At 55.0% G+C, this 14,938-nt stretch carries 14 protein-coding genes; all 14 read left to right on the top strand.

Annotation, left to right across the window (positions count from 1 at the left end; translation table 11 throughout):
• Positions 1-177: 177 nt before the first annotated feature.
• The 14 genes from serC to JFT87_RS24520 all read left to right on the top strand — a co-directional run bounded on the left by serC (position 178) and on the right by JFT87_RS24520 (position 14,903).
• Positions 178-1,263, top strand: coding sequence for a 3-phosphoserine/phosphohydroxythreonine transaminase (gene serC, locus JFT87_RS24585; protein WP_201205613.1), 1,086 nt, complete (start codon positions 178-180; stop codon positions 1,261-1,263).
• Positions 1,263-2,357, top strand: coding sequence for a prephenate dehydratase (gene pheA, locus JFT87_RS24580; RefSeq protein WP_099169125.1), 1,095 nt, complete (start codon positions 1,263-1,265; stop codon positions 2,355-2,357). The genes serC and pheA overlap by 1 nt, the downstream gene beginning before the upstream one ends.
• A gap of 12 nt (positions 2,358-2,369) precedes the next feature.
• The gene (gene hisC / locus JFT87_RS24575) at positions 2,370-3,482 is read left to right on the top strand and encodes a histidinol-phosphate transaminase (RefSeq protein WP_201205611.1); all 1,113 of its coding nucleotides are present in this window, start codon (positions 2,370-2,372) and stop codon (positions 3,480-3,482) included.
• A 28-nt stretch (positions 3,483-3,510) separates the two neighbouring features.
• On the top strand, positions 3,511-5,718 hold the full coding sequence (locus tag JFT87_RS24570) for a bifunctional prephenate dehydrogenase/3-phosphoshikimate 1-carboxyvinyltransferase (RefSeq protein WP_242486218.1): 2,208 nt from the start codon (positions 3,511-3,513) through the stop codon (positions 5,716-5,718).
• Positions 5,715-6,404 (top strand): (d)CMP kinase, encoded by a 690-nt coding sequence (cmk, locus tag JFT87_RS24565; protein ID WP_054051914.1) that lies wholly within the window; start codon positions 5,715-5,717, stop codon positions 6,402-6,404. The genes JFT87_RS24570 and cmk overlap by 4 nt, the downstream gene beginning before the upstream one ends.
• 120 nt (positions 6,405-6,524) lie before the next feature.
• Positions 6,525-8,219 (top strand): 30S ribosomal protein S1, encoded by a 1,695-nt coding sequence (gene rpsA / locus JFT87_RS24560; RefSeq protein WP_059406800.1) that lies wholly within the window; start codon positions 6,525-6,527, stop codon positions 8,217-8,219.
• A 207-nt stretch (positions 8,220-8,426) separates the two neighbouring features.
• Positions 8,427-8,705: a hypothetical protein gene (locus tag JFT87_RS24555; RefSeq protein ID WP_201205606.1), complete on the top strand. Its 279-nt coding sequence runs from the start codon at positions 8,427-8,429 to the stop codon at positions 8,703-8,705.
• A gap of 153 nt (positions 8,706-8,858) precedes the next feature.
• Positions 8,859-9,167, top strand: a complete 309-nt coding sequence (gene ihfB, locus JFT87_RS24550; RefSeq protein WP_054051920.1) for an integration host factor subunit beta — start codon at positions 8,859-8,861, stop codon at positions 9,165-9,167.
• Between the two features lie 11 nt (positions 9,168-9,178).
• Positions 9,179-9,418: a LapA family protein gene (locus tag JFT87_RS24545; protein ID WP_201205604.1), complete on the top strand. Its 240-nt coding sequence runs from the start codon at positions 9,179-9,181 to the stop codon at positions 9,416-9,418.
• Between the two features lie 230 nt (positions 9,419-9,648).
• On the top strand, positions 9,649-10,725 hold the full coding sequence (rfbB, locus tag JFT87_RS24540) for a dTDP-glucose 4,6-dehydratase (protein ID WP_201205602.1): 1,077 nt from the start codon (positions 9,649-9,651) through the stop codon (positions 10,723-10,725).
• Positions 10,722-11,615, top strand: coding sequence for a dTDP-4-dehydrorhamnose reductase (gene rfbD, locus JFT87_RS24535; RefSeq protein ID WP_201205600.1), 894 nt, complete (start codon positions 10,722-10,724; stop codon positions 11,613-11,615). Before rfbB ends, rfbD begins: the two co-directional genes overlap by 4 nt.
• Positions 11,612-12,502, top strand: coding sequence for a glucose-1-phosphate thymidylyltransferase RfbA (gene rfbA, locus JFT87_RS24530; protein ID WP_201205598.1), 891 nt, complete (start codon positions 11,612-11,614; stop codon positions 12,500-12,502). The genes rfbD and rfbA overlap by 4 nt, the downstream gene beginning before the upstream one ends.
• Before the next feature lie 33 nt (positions 12,503-12,535).
• Positions 12,536-13,492: a glycosyltransferase gene (locus JFT87_RS24525; protein WP_342367199.1), complete on the top strand. Its 957-nt coding sequence runs from the start codon at positions 12,536-12,538 to the stop codon at positions 13,490-13,492.
• Positions 13,493-13,901: 409 nt separating this feature from the next.
• Positions 13,902-14,903: a glycosyltransferase family 2 protein gene (locus tag JFT87_RS24520; RefSeq protein WP_342367198.1), complete on the top strand. Its 1,002-nt coding sequence runs from the start codon at positions 13,902-13,904 to the stop codon at positions 14,901-14,903.
• The last annotated feature ends 35 nt before the right edge of the window (positions 14,904-14,938 follow it).

The following is a 14,938-nucleotide window of genomic DNA, read 5'->3' as shown; positions in this document are numbered from 1 at the left end:
TTTTTAATGTAGGGCTGTAGGAGCTGTCGAGCGAAGCGAGGCTGCGATCTCTTGATCTTGCTCTCGCTTTTGTTATGTGGGTCCGTACGAAAAGATCGCAGCCTCGCTCCGCTCGACAGCTCCTACAGATCAAATAGATTTATTGCGTGATACCACCAAATCAGAGCGAGATTGGATGTGAGCAAGAGAGCCTATAACTTCTGTGCCGGTCCTGCGGCACTTCCTGAAGCTGTCCTGAAACGCGCCCAGGGTGAACTCCTTGATTGGCACGGCAAGGGCTTGTCGGTCATGGAAATGAGCCATCGCAGTGATGAGTTCGTGTCCATCGCCACCAAGGCCGAGCAGGATCTGCGTGATCTGCTGAATATCCCTTCGAACTATAAAGTGCTGTTTCTGCAAGGCGGCGCCAGCCAGCAATTCGCTCAGATCCCTCTGAACCTGTTGCCTGAAGGCGGCTCGGCCGACTATATCGACACCGGTATCTGGTCGCAGAAAGCCATCGAAGAAGCCTCGCGTTACGGCCACGTCAATGTCGCCGCTACCGCCAAGCCTTACGACTATTTCGCAATTCCCGGTCAGAACGAGTGGAAGCTGTCGAAAGACGCTGCCTACGTTCACTACGCGCCGAACGAAACCATTGGCGGCCTGGAATTCCAGTGGATCCCGGAAACCGGTGATGTACCACTGGTCGCTGACATGTCTTCCGACATCCTCTCGCGTCCGGTCGATGTGTCGCGCTTCGGCATGATCTACGCTGGCGCCCAGAAAAACATCGGTCCGAGCGGCATCGTCGTGAACATCATTCGCGAAGACCTGCTCGGTCATGCCCGTTCCCTGTGCCCGACCATGCTCAACTACAAGGTCGCAGCGGATAACGGCTCGATGTACAACACCCCGCCGACCCTCGCCTGGTACTTGTCGGGGCTGGTATTCGAGTGGCTGAAAGAGCAGGGTGGTGTTGAAGCCATCGGCAAGCTCAATGAAGTGAAACAGCGCACGCTGTACGACTTCATCGACGCCAGCGGCATGTACAGCAACCCGATCAACAAGTCGGACCGCTCGTGGATGAACGTGCCGTTCCGCCTCGCCGATGATCGCCTGGACAAGCCATTCCTGGCCGGTGCCGACGAGCGCGGCCTGCTGAATCTCAAGGGTCACCGTTCCGTGGGCGGCATGCGTGCCTCCATCTATAACGCCGTCGACATCGTTGCGGTCAACGCACTGATTTCGTACATGGCAGAGTTCGAGAAGGAACACGGCTAATGTCTGAGCAAGAACTCAAGGCACTGCGCGTTCGCATTGATGCCCTGGACACCAAAGTCCTGGAGCTGATCAGCGAGCGTGCACGCTGCGCCCAGGAAGTTGCGCGAGTAAAGATGGCCTCGCTGGCCGAAGGCGAAGTGCCGGTGTTCTATCGTCCTGAGCGCGAAGCTCAGGTGCTCAAGCGCGTGATGGAGCGTAACCAGGGGCCGCTGGGCAACGAAGAGATGGCGCGACTGTTCCGCGAAATCATGTCCTCGTGCCTGGCCCTCGAGCAGCCATTGAAAGTGGCTTATCTCGGCCCTGAAGGCACCTTCACCCAAGCCGCTGCCATGAAGCATTTCGGTCATGCGGTGATCAGCAAGCCGATGGCGGCGATCGACGAAGTGTTCCGTGAAGTGGCGGCCGGTGCGGTGAACTTTGGCGTGGTCCCGGTGGAAAACTCCACCGAAGGCGCGGTCAACCACACCCTCGACAGCTTCCTTGAACACGACATGGTCATCTGTGGTGAAGTCGAGTTGCGGATTCACCACCACCTGCTGGTCGGTGAGAACACTAAGACCGACAGCATCAGTCGCATCTATTCCCACGCCCAGTCCCTGGCCCAGTGCCGCAAGTGGCTGGACGCCCATTACCCGAATGTCGAGCGCGTGGCGGTGTCCAGCAACGCCGAAGCGGCCAAGCGGGTCAAGGGTGAGTGGAACTCGGCGGCGATTGCCGGCGATATGGCTGCAGGTTTGTACGGGTTGACCCGTCTGGCCGAGAAAATCGAGGATCGCCCGGACAATTCCACGCGATTCCTGATGATCGGCAGCCAGGAAGTGCCGCCGACTGGCGACGACAAGACTTCGATCATCGTCTCCATGAGCAACAAGCCCGGCGCACTGCACGAGTTGCTGGTGCCGTTCCACGACAACGGCATCGATCTGACACGGATCGAGACCCGTCCGTCGCGCAGCGGTAAATGGACCTACGTGTTCTTCATCGACTTCGTCGGCCACCACCGCGACCCACTGGTCAAGAGTGTGTTGGAAAAGATCAGTCAGGAAGCAGTGGCACTCAAAGTGCTGGGTTCCTACCCGAAAGCAGTTCTCTAAGGGCGGTAGCAAATGAGTGGTGACTTCCTCGCTCTGGCACAGCCGGGCGTGCAACAACTTTCGCCCTACGTTCCGGGCAAGCCCGTGGACGAACTGGCGCGTGAGCTGGATATCGATCCGGCCAAAATCGTCAAACTGGCGAGCAACGAAAATCCGCTGGGCGCCAGTCCCAAGGCATTAGCAGCCATTCGCGAAGAATTGGCTGAGATGACCCGTTATCCGGATGGCAATGGTTTTGCGCTCAAGACCCTGCTGGCCGATCAATGCCGCGTCGAGCTCAATCAAGTGACGCTGGGCAACGGTTCCAATGACATTCTGGAACTGGTCGGTCGTGCGTATCTGGCGTCGGGCCTGAACGCCGTGTTCAGCGAGCACGCGTTTGCGGTCTACCCAATCGTGACCCAGGCCGTGGGTGCTGACGCGCGCGTTATCCCTGCCAAAGACTGGGGGCATGATTTGCCGGCCATGCTGGCCGCGATCGATGCCGACACCCGTGTGGTGTTCATTGCCAACCCGAACAACCCGACCGGGACCTGGTTCGGCGCCGAAGCACTGGACGAGTTTCTGCAGGATGTACCGGCTCATGTGCTGGTGGTACTGGACGAGGCCTACATCGAGTACGCCGAAGGCAGTGACTTGCCGGATGGCCTGGACTTCCTGGCGGCGTACCCGAATCTGCTGGTCTCGCGCACGTTCTCCAAGGCCTACGGCCTGGCGGCGCTGCGGGTTGGTTATGGCTTGTCCTCCGCCGTGGTCGCTGATGTGCTGAACCGCGTACGCCAGCCGTTCAACGTCAACAGCCTGGCCCTGGTCGCTGCTTGCGGCGCACTTCAGGATGCCGACTATCTGGCCGAAAGCCGTCGCCTGAACGAAGCCGGCATGCTGCAACTGCAAGCGGGTTTCCGTGAGCTGGGGCTGAGCTGGATTCCGTCCAAGGGCAACTTTATCTGTGTCGATCTGGGGCAGGTTGCCGCGCCGGTCTTCCAGGGCTTGTTGCGCGAAGGCGTGATCGTGCGTCCGGTGGCTAATTACGGCATGCCGAATCACTTGCGCATCACCATTGGTCTGCCGGCTGAAAACAGCTGCTTCCTTGAGGTGCTGACTAAGGTTCTGGCTCGTGGTTGATGTCACTGCACTGCAATCTGCTGAACCTATGATTGGTCGCCTGGTGGTGGTCGGTCTGGGGTTGATCGGCGGTTCGTTTGCCAAGGGCTTGCGTGAAAGTGGCCTGTGCCGCGAAGTGGTCGGGGTCGATCTTGATCCGCAGTCGCGCAAGCTGGCGGTTGAGTTAGGCGTGGTGGATCGCTGTGAAGAAGACTTGGCAGCTGCTTGTCAGGGCGCAGACGTGATTCAGTTGGCCGTGCCGATCCTCGCCATGGAAAAAATGCTCGGCCGACTGGCTGGCATGGATCTGGGGCAAGCGATCCTGACTGACGTTGGCAGTGCCAAAGGCAACGTGGTGCGTGCGGCTACTGAGGCGTTCGGCGGTATGCCGGCGCGTTTCGTGCCGGGGCATCCGATAGCCGGTTCCGAGCAGAGCGGGGTGGAAGCCTCCAATGCCGAGCTGTTCCGTCGCCATAAAGTGATTTTGACGCCGCTGGATCAGACCGATCCGGCAGCTCTGGCTGTGGTCGACCGTTTGTGGCGCGAATTGGGCGCCGACGTCGAGCACATGCAGGTCGAGCGCCATGACGAAGTGTTGGCGGCAACCAGCCATTTGCCACACTTGCTGGCATTCGGTTTGGTCGACTCATTGGCCAAGCGCAATGAAAATCTTGAGATCTTCCGTTACGCTGCGGGCGGTTTCCGCGATTTCACAAGAATCGCCGGTAGCGACCCGGTCATGTGGCATGACATCTTCCTCGCCAACCGCGAAGCTGTCCTGCGCACACTCGATACATTTCGCAGCGACCTCGACGCCTTGCGCGACGCGGTCGATGCAGGGGATGGGCACCAATTGTTGGGCGTATTCACTCGCGCCCGGGTTGCCCGCGAACATTTCAGTAAAATCCTGGCCCGCCGGGCTTATGTGGACGCTATGAACTCCAACGACCTGATTTTCCTGGCACAACCTGGTGGCCGCCTGACTGGGCGGATTCGTGTACCGGGCGACAAATCGATTTCCCACCGTTCGATCATGCTTGGCTCCCTGGCCGAAGGCACCACCGAAGTGGAAGGTTTCCTTGAGGGCGAAGATGCCCTGGCGACCTTGCAAGCCTTCCGCGATATGGGTGTTGTGATCGAAGGTCCGCACCACGGTCGCGTGACCATTCACGGCGTGGGCTTGCATGGCCTGAAGCCTGCGCCAGGTCCGATCTATCTGGGCAACTCCGGCACATCGATGCGTTTGTTGTCTGGCCTGTTGGCTGCGCAAAGCTTCGATAGCACCCTGACCGGTGACGCCTCGCTGTCCAAGCGTCCGATGAATCGCGTGGCCAATCCGCTGCGTGAAATGGGCGCCGTGATCGAGACCGCCGCTGAAGGTCGTCCTCCGATGACTATCCGTGGCGGCAACAAGCTCAAAGGCCTGACCTACACCATGCCGATGGCCAGCGCCCAGGTTAAGTCCTGCCTGCTGCTGGCGGGTCTGTACGCAGAAGGCAAGACCACCGTCACCGAGCCAGCGCCGACTCGCGACCACACCGAGCGCATGCTGCGCGGCTTCGGCTACCCGGTGACCGTCAACGGCGCCACCGCGTCGGTCGAGTCCGGCCACAAACTGACTGCGACCCACATTGAAGTGCCGGGCGACATCTCGTCGTCGGCGTTCTTCCTCGTGGCCGCGTCGATCGCCGAAGGTTCGGAGTTGGTGCTCGAGCACGTTGGCATCAACCCGACCCGCACTGGCGTGATCGACATCCTGCGCCTGATGGGCGCCGACATCACCCTGGAAAACCAGCGTGAAGTGGGTGGCGAACCTGTTGCGGACTTGCGCGTGCGGGCAGCTAAACTCAAAGGTATCGAGATTCCCGAAGCGCTGGTTCCGCTGGCCATCGACGAGTTCCCGGTATTGTTCGTGGCTGCGGCCTGTGCCGAAGGGCGCACCGTGTTGCGCGGTGCCGAAGAGTTGCGAGTCAAAGAGTCGGACCGGATTCAGGTCATGGCTGATGGCTTGCTGGCGCTGGGCGTCAAGTGCGAACCGACCCCGGACGGCATTATCATCGACGGCGGCCAGATCGGCGGCGGCGAAGTGCATGGTCACGGCGATCACCGGATTGCGATGGCATTCAGCGTTGCTTCGCTGCGCGCCACTGCACCGATCCGCATCCACGACTGTGCCAACGTCGCGACCTCGTTCCCGAACTTCCTCGCGCTGTGCGCGCAGGTCGGTATTCGTGTTGCACAAGAGGCTCAGTCGTGATTATCAAGCCACCGGTCATCACCATCGACGGGCCAAGCGGCTCGGGCAAGGGCACTATTGCCGGGATTCTGGCCAAGCGTCTGGGTTGGTGTCTGCTGGATTCCGGTGCGCTGTATCGTTTATTGGCATTCGCTGCGCGCAACCATGGCGTCGACCTGACCAATGAAGAATCGCTGAAGCTGTTGGCCGCTCATCTGGACGTGCAGTTTGTCGGCGCGACGGAAGGTCATCCGCAGCGGATCATTCTCGAAGGTGACGATGTCACCGACGACCTGCGTAATGAGCAAGTCGGCGCCTGGGCTTCTCAGGTCGCCGCACTGCCGGCTGTGCGCGATGCGCTGCTACAGCGCCAGCGGGCGTTTCAGGAGCCGCCGGGCCTGGTGGCCGATGGTCGCGACATGGGCACAGTGGTGTTTCCCGATGCTCCGCTGAAGATATTCCTTACGGCCAGTGCCGAGGAGCGTGCGCGCCGTCGATACTTGCAGTTGAAGGGCAAAGTCGATGGTGTTAGTCTGTCGAGTCTGCTAGATGAGATACGTGTCCGCGATGAGCGTGACACCCAGCGAGCGGTAGCCCCGCTCAAACCGGCGGCTGACGCCATACAGCTGGATTCCACGGAATTATCCATCGATCAGGTGCTGGAACGCATCATGAGCGAGATCGCCATTCGCGATATCGCCGGGTGACCAAGAAGCTTTGCAGGGGACCAGTCATAGTCTTGCGATGCTTCTTCTAATGAACGTAACCCACATCGTCTGGGATGTGGAGATGGGCGTATTCTTCGCCCTTATTCAACAGGAATTAAAATGAGCGAAAGCTTTGCGGAACTCTTTGAAGAAAGCCTAAAAACCCTGAACCTTCAGGCAGGCTCCATCATCACCGGTGTTATCGTTGATATCGATTACCAAGCTCGCTGGGTAACCGTTCACGCTGGCCTGAAGTCTGAAGCACTCATCCCGCTTGAGCAGTTCTACAACGATGCTGGCGAACTGACTATCAACGTCGGTGACGAAGTTCACGTTGCTCTGGACTCGGTTGAAGACGGCTTTGGTGAAACCAAGCTGTCCCGTGAAAAAGCCAAGCGCGCTGAATGCTGGATTGTTCTGGAAGCAGCCTTCGCAGCCGAAGAAGTGGTCAAGGGCGTTATCAACGGTAAGGTTAAAGGCGGCTTCACTGTCGACGTTAACGGCATCCGTGCGTTCCTGCCAGGTTCTCTGGTTGACGTCCGTCCAGTGCGCGACACCACGCACCTGGAAGGCAAAGAGCTGGAATTCAAGGTCATCAAGCTCGACCAGAAACGCAACAACGTTGTCGTTTCCCGTCGTAGCGTCCTCGAAGCCGAGAACTCCGCTGAGCGTGAAGCTCTGCTGGAATCCCTGCAGGAAGGCCAACAAGTCAAAGGTATCGTCAAGAACCTCACCGATTACGGCGCATTCGTCGATCTGGGTGGCGTCGATGGCCTGCTGCACATTACCGACATGGCTTGGAAACGTATCAAGCATCCTTCCGAAATCGTCAACGTTGGCGACGAGATTGATGTCAAGGTTCTGAAGTACGATCGCGAACGCAATCGTGTTTCCCTGGGCCTCAAGCAACTGGGCGAAGATCCATGGGTTGCTATCAAAGCCCGTTACCCAGAAAGCACTCGCGTTACCGCTCGTGTAACCAACCTGACCGACTACGGCTGCTTCGCTGAGCTGGAAGAAGGCGTTGAAGGTCTGGTACACGTTTCCGAAATGGACTGGACCAACAAGAACATCCACCCTTCGAAAGTCGTACAAGTCGGCGACGAAGTGGAAGTTATGGTTCTGGACATCGACGAAGAGCGTCGTCGTATCTCCCTCGGCATCAAGCAGTGCAAATCTAACCCATGGGAAGATTTCTCTGGCCAGTTCAACAAGGGCGATAAAATCTCCGGCACCATCAAGTCGATCACCGATTTCGGTATCTTCATTGGTCTGGACGGCGGCATCGACGGTCTGGTTCACCTGTCCGACATCTCCTGGAACGAAGTGGGCGAAGAAGCCGTTCGCCGCTTCAAGAAGGGCGACGAGCTGGACACCGTTATCCTGTCGGTTGACCCAGAGCGCGAGCGCATCTCCCTGGGTATCAAGCAACTGGAAAGCGATCCGTTCTCCGAGTACGTTCAAGAGAACGATAAAGGCGCAATCGTTAAAGGCATCGTGAAAGAAGTTGACGCTAAAGGCGCCATCATCACTCTGGCCGACGATATCGAAGCGACTCTGAAAGCCTCCGAAATCAGCCGTGACCGCGTTGAAGACGCGCGTAACGTTCTGAAAGAAGGCGAAGAAGTAGAAGCCAAGATCATCAGCGTTGACCGTAAGAGCCGCGTAATCCAGCTCTCGATCAAGTCGAAAGACGTTGAAGACGAGAAAGAAGCAATCCAGAGCCTGCGCGACAAGCCAGCGACTTCGGAACCTGCTGCTGGTCCTACCACTCTGGGCGACCTGTTGCGTGCACAAATGGAAAAACAGAACTAAGTTCTGTCAGACCATAGAAAAAGGGCGACTTCGGTCGCCCTTTTTTGTGCCTGCGATTTGGTGAGGCGGGGTGGTGTGCTGGGCTGATAGTTGAAACCAATTGCTTTTGTTGGTTGTCTGTTTCTTTAATCGGATCAATCGCCTATTCGCGACTAAGCTTGGTCTTAAGCATGCGATAGTCGGGTATAGCCTGACATAAGGAAATGGATGAACAAGTTTATTGTCCTCGCAGCAATCCTGGTTTTGGCGGGGTGTACCACAAGCGCCAAGACTCATGCGGTGCGTGGCGTCAGTGGAATAGAGATTGATTGTTCGGGGTTGGGCTCCGGTTGGGAGAAGTGCCAGAAGCGCGCTGCAAAGGAGTGCAAGGGCGCCGGCTACAAAGTGGTGACGCGATCGGATCAGGCCAAGGATGAAGATGAGTTTCCCTTTGGCTTCAATCCAGCAGGCTACGTGACGCGAACCATGCTGGTGATGTGCCGCTGAGTGAGAGCTCGTCCAGTTTGTTGATTTGACGCCCTGAAAATGGGCGTTTCGACGCTGGTGAAGATATGTCAATACACGGGCTGTTCAAATTCATCCGGGCATGCTAAAACCTTTGAAGCGCTGATCTAGCTGCTTGAAAAAGAAGGGAAAAATATGACGAAGTCGGAGTTGATCGAACGAATTGTCACCCATCAAGGGCTGCTCTCATCCAAGGATGTTGAGCTGGCCATCAAGACCATGCTTGAGCAAATGTCCCAATGTCTGGCCACTGGGGATCGTATTGAGATCCGTGGTTTTGGCAGCTTCTCCCTGCACTACCGCGCCCCACGGGTAGGTCGTAACCCGAAAACCGGTCAGTCCGTCAGCCTTGATGGCAAGTTTGTTCCGCATTTCAAGCCGGGCAAAGAGTTGCGTGACCGGGTGAATGAGGAAGAGGAGGAAGGCTTTGATCTCCATAACTAAAGGGGCGACGCATGCGAAACCTTAAGCGTGTACTCCTTGGCGTATTTATTCTGTTGCTGATTCTGGCGATTCTGGCGTTTGTTCTTGAAAATCAGCAATCGGTTTCACTGCTGTTTCTCGGCTGGGCAGGTCCACAGCTACCGGTATCGGTGGTCATGGTTATCGCACTATTGATCGGCATGCTGATCGGGCCGATTCTGGGCTGGTTTTTGGGGCGTGCGTCCAGGCTTTCACGCAAGCGCCTTGTCTAAATACGACAAAGGCCACTAACCGTTCGAATTTGCGCTGCAGCTTATCTATATCCATTAGTAAAACCGTCATTAAGCTGTAAAATGCTGGGCTTGTTCGATAATGGCGTAGTCCTGCATCGGTTCAGGCTGACTCTATCAGAGGCCACAGCTGGTTTGATGGCTTTTGCATTCATGGATTAGACAGTGCTCGGTTTGGCGGCCCTGTCAGCAACTCAAGGGTATGGTTTCGCGTGAAAATTCTAGTAACCGGCGGCGCCGGGTTCATCGGCTCGGCAGTCATCCGTCACATCATTTCCAATACTACCGACTCGGTTGTTAACGTCGATAAGCTTACTTACGCCGGTAATCTTGAGTCGTTGGCCGAAGTTAGCCAGGACTCGCGTTACGTGTTCGAGCGCGTCGACATCTGCGATCGCGATCAGATCGACCGTGTTCTGCGTGAACACCAACCAGATGCCATCATGCACCTGGCCGCAGAATCCCACGTAGACCGCTCGATCACTGGTCCGTCTGAGTTCATTCAGACCAACATCATCGGTACTTACACTTTGCTGGAAGCTGCGCGCCACTACTGGGCTGCACTGGATGATGGGCGCAAAGCCAACTTCCGTTTCCACCATATTTCCACCGACGAAGTTTACGGCGACCTTGAAGGTCCGGAAGACCTCTTCACCGAAACCACCCCGTATCAGCCAAGCTCTCCTTACTCGGCGAGCAAGGCGAGCTCTGATCACCTGGTTCGTGCCTGGAGTCGTACCTACGGCCTGCCGACACTGGTCACCAACTGCTCGAACAACTATGGTCCATGCCACTTCCCTGAGAAGCTGATCCCGCTGATCATTCTTAATGCGCTGGAAGGCAAGCCGCTGCCGGTTTACGGCAAAGGCAACCAGGTTCGTGACTGGCTCTACGTCGAAGATCACGCCCGCGCACTGTACAAAGTCGTGACCGAAGGCGTTATCGGTGAGACGTACAATATTGGCGGTCATAACGAGAAGCAAAACATCGAGGTTGTGCATACCCTTTGCGCGTTGCTCGACGAGTTGCGTCCTGACTCCGCCCATCGCCTACACGCGAGCCTGATCACCTATGTTCAGGATCGCCCAGGCCATGACCAGCGTTACGCGATTGATGCCAGCAAAATCCAGCGTGAACTGGGCTGGACGCCAGAAGAAACGTTTGAGACCGGTATCCGCAAAACGGTTGAATGGTATCTGAGCAACACTGAGTGGGTGGATCACGTTAAGAGCGGCAGCTATCAGCAGTGGATCGACCAAAACTACGCGGATCGCTCGAGCAAGGCATGAAGATCCTTCTGCTAGGAAAGAACGGCCAGGTCGGCTGGGAGCTTCAGCGTTCTCTCTCGCCGCTTGGTGAGTTGATTGCACTGGATCGCCAGGTGGTCGATGGTTTGTGCGGCAACCTGTCTGACCTTGACGCATTACGTGCGACTATCCGTCAGGTCAAGCCTGGCGTCATCGTCAACGCCGCGGCTTATACCGCCGTCGATAAGGCCGAGTCCGAAACCGAACTGGCCGACCTTGTGAACGGTCAGGCGAGTCAGGTCATGGCTGAAGAGGCTTTGTCCTTGGGCGCCTGGTTGGTTCACTACTCGACCGACTACGTTTTTAGCGGTCATGGTTTGACGCCATGGCAAGAGACTGACGCAGTCGCACCAGCGAATCACTACGGCGCAAGTAAGCTGGCCGGTGAGCAGGCGATTATCGCGTCTGGCTGCAAGCATCTGATCTTTCGTACCAGTTGGGTCTACGGTGCTCGCGGCAACAACTTTGCGAAGACCATGCTGCGCCTGGCCAAAGATCGCGAAACCCTGAGCGTCATCGCAGACCAGATTGGAGCGCCGACAGGTGCCGACATGATTGCCGACGTCACGGCGCTAGCCATTCAGCAAGTGCTACTGCGCCCAGAGCTGGCGGGGTTGTATCATCTGGTGGCCGGTGGCGAAGTGTCTTGGCACGGCTACGCCAGCCATGTGATCGGTTTTGCTCAGGCCAATGGCGAGCAACTAGCCGTAACATCGATCAACCCGATCGAAACGACCGCTTATCCAACACCTGCGCGCCGCCCTCTGAATTCTCGTTTGAATACTCAGAAGCTGCGTGACAATTTTTCTCTACACTTGCCGGATTGGCAAAGTGGCGTAACCCGAATGCTTAGGGAAATTCTGAACAAATGACCACGACAAATCGTAAAGGCATCATTCTCGCTGGTGGCTCGGGCACGCGCCTGCATCCGTTGACCCTTGGCGTGTCCAAGCAGATGTTGCCGATCTACGACAAACCGATGATTTTCTATCCGCTTTCGGTACTGATGCTGGCGGGTATGCGTGAGATTTTGATTATCTCCACACCTGATGACCTGCCGTGCTTTCGCAAGCTGTTGGGAGATGGCAGCCTGTATGGTATCAAGCTGACCTACGCCGAGCAGCCTAGCCCGGATGGCTTGGCTCAAGCGTTCATCATCGGTGAAAAGTTCATTGGCAAGGATCCTTGCTGCCTGATCTTGGGCGACAACATTTTCTACGGTCAGCACTTCTCGGACAATCTTCGTTCGGCCAGCGCTCAACAGCATGGTGCTACGGTATTCGGTTATCACGTATCTGATCCGGAGCGTTTTGGTGTGGTTGAGTTCGACGCAACTGGTCGGGCGCTCAGCATTGAAGAAAAGCCGTTAAAGCCAAAATCCAACTATGCGGTGACCGGCCTGTACTTTTACGACAATGATGTTGTCGAGATCGCCAAGAACATCAAGCCGTCCGAGCGTGGCGAGCTGGAAATCACCGACGTTAACCGTGCGTACCTCGAACGGAAGACGCTCAATGTTGAAATGCTGGGCCGTGGCTTTGCCTGGCTGGATACCGGCACCCACGACTCGCTGCTCGAAGCCAGTCACTTCGTGCATACCATCGAACAACGTCAAGGTCTTAAAGTGGCCTGCTTGGAAGAAATCGCTTACCACAATGGCTGGATCACTGCCGAGCAGCTAAGCGCCCAGGCCGAAGCGCTAAAAAAGACTGGCTATGGTCAGTATCTGTCCAAGCTGTTGACCGTAGGTCCTCACTGATCCGCCTATTTTTTCTTACGTGAGTCGTAATCAGTGATTAGGCCAAGAATTGCGGTGTTATTGGCTGCTTATAATGGAATGAAGTGGATCGAGGCACAAGTGCGCTCGATCCAAGATCAAGTTGGTGTAGACGTAACAATCTTTGTCAGTGTTGATCCCTCTTCGGATGGAACCGAAGCTTGGGTTGAGGCGCTTTCCGAGAATGCCACTAATGTAGTTTTGTTACCTTCGGCAGGGCGATTCGGTGGGGCGGGAAAAAACTTTTATCGCCTCATAAAAGATGTCGATTTTTGTGATTTCGATTACGTCGCATTTTCAGATCAGGACGACATCTGGCTTTCCCATAAATTGAAACGTGCTACGCTTTTCTTGCAAAGTGGAGTATGCGACGCTTATTCGGGCAGTGTAACTGCTTTCTGGCCCAGCGGAAAAAGTTGCCTTCTGGATAAAAGTCAGCCTCAAGTAGCTTGGGATTATCTTTTTGAGGCCGCAGGTCCTGGTTGTACTTACGTATTTCAGTTACATCTGGCCCGTCAAATAAAGAATGCCTTGATCGCAAATTGGGATTTGATTCAGTTTATTACTCTACACGATTGGTTTTGCTATGGATTTGCTCGTGCGAATGGGTATAAATGGTTTATCGACTCTCATTCATGTGTTCTTTATCGTCAGCATTTGCAGAATCAGGTTGGCGCGAATGTCGGGTTGAAGTCTTTGATTAGTCGATATAGAACTATTAAGAACGGCTGGTGGTTCTCTCAAGTCCTATTGATCATACAAGTTCTCAACAAGTCCAATGAACTCTTTGTTCGCAAGTGGATTAAAATGGGTTGGCGCGAGCTGTTCTACTTGGGTTGTCAGGCTGCTCAATGCAGGCGTCGGCGCCGAGATAAGATACTGTTTTCTGTCGTTTGTTGGGTAAGCGCCTTTGCCAGGGCCAAAGACGGTCACCTTGCGGCAATTCCGCCGGATGCTGAAGAGCGATCGTGATTTTTGATCAGCTTCCAGAACGACTCCAAAAGTATCATGTGCGTCGGAAACATTTTTTTGTCTATCCGATTGACCCAGAAAGCCAGGTTTTTATAGTAAAATCGGAATATTGGGCAGCCATTTGGCGTGATGATTAAATGTTTAAGATGTGGGCATATTGCCACCCTTTTGTCGTTCCTTCAGCGCCTTGCTGTCCTTGGTTAGCAAAATTCGATCCATCTTTTCCGTGATAATCACGCCAATTCATCCTCTCCCTCTGGTGATCGATCTGTCTAATGGCAAGTAGCTATCAATTATGAGGGGGGTGGCTATAATTATGAATTTTGTGCACTTATTTCGTTGCTGATGGAAGCGTCTTAAGCGATCTTTCTAATCGGTGAACGCCAAAATATGAATGGAGCTGGATCGAGTGGCAAGCCGTTTTACGTCAGGCTCTCAACAGAGTTTAGCAATATTCGAAGAGGGGAAGGAAAATCGTCCGTCGAATCAATCGGTTCACGTCAAGATTTTGCTCTGCACGTTCAATGGCGAACGTTTTTTGGCGGAGCAGCTGGACTCAATAGCTGCACAAACGCATGAAAATTGGTCTGTCACGGTATCTGATGACGGATCATCAGACCGCACAATTGATATTCTTAGGGAATATAAATCTCGTTGGGGCGCCGAAAAGTTACTGATAGTCGATGGTCCCCGCGCCGGGTTCGCACAAAATTTCATGTCCCTCGTTTGTGATCTTGAAGGTCGCTCGGATTATTATTCCTGGGCGGATCAGGACGATATCTGGGACGCGTACAAGATAGAAAGGGCGCTGGAATGTATCGGGAGGACTCCTGCGGACACCCCGGTACTTTATTGTGGGCGCACCAATATTGTTACCGAAAATGGCGAACCCGTAGGTCAGTCACCTTTATTCAAGCGTCCGCCGTCATTCTGCAATTCCTTGGTACAGAGCTTGGCGGGAGGCAATACGATGGTGTTCAACCATTCGGCTCAGAAACTGCTGATGTCAGTTGGGCGAAAGTTCCCGATAGTCTCTCATGATTGGTGGGCATATTTGGTAATTACCGGTGTAGGTGGAACTGTTTATTATGATAAGCAACCCCACCTGAATTATAGGCAGCATGCTGGAAATATAGTGGGGGCGAACTCGAGTTTTTTTGCTCGACTCAAGCGACTCAAAATGATTTTCAGTGGTCGCTTCTACGATTGGAATCAAAAAAATATTTTTGCCTTAGAAACAATGCAGTACAGTTTGACAATGAATAATCAACGGGTGCTCGAGAGTTTTCAGAAGGCTCGCAGCGGCGGAGTAGTCACTCGTGTTTTTTATTTAAAAAGGTCAGGAGTGTACCGACAGACTCTATTAGGGGGCTGTGCACTTGTGTTTGCGGTTTTGTGCAATGCAATCTAGTTTGATTGATCTCTGGCTATCAATGGGGATTGATA

Origin of the sequence: Pseudomonas sp. TH15 (assembly GCF_016651105.1) — a bacterium.
GTDB lineage: Bacteria > Pseudomonadota > Gammaproteobacteria > Pseudomonadales > Pseudomonadaceae > Aquipseudomonas.
Note: the sequence above shows the minus strand (reverse complement) of the source record. Positions and strands in the feature narration are given on the sequence as shown.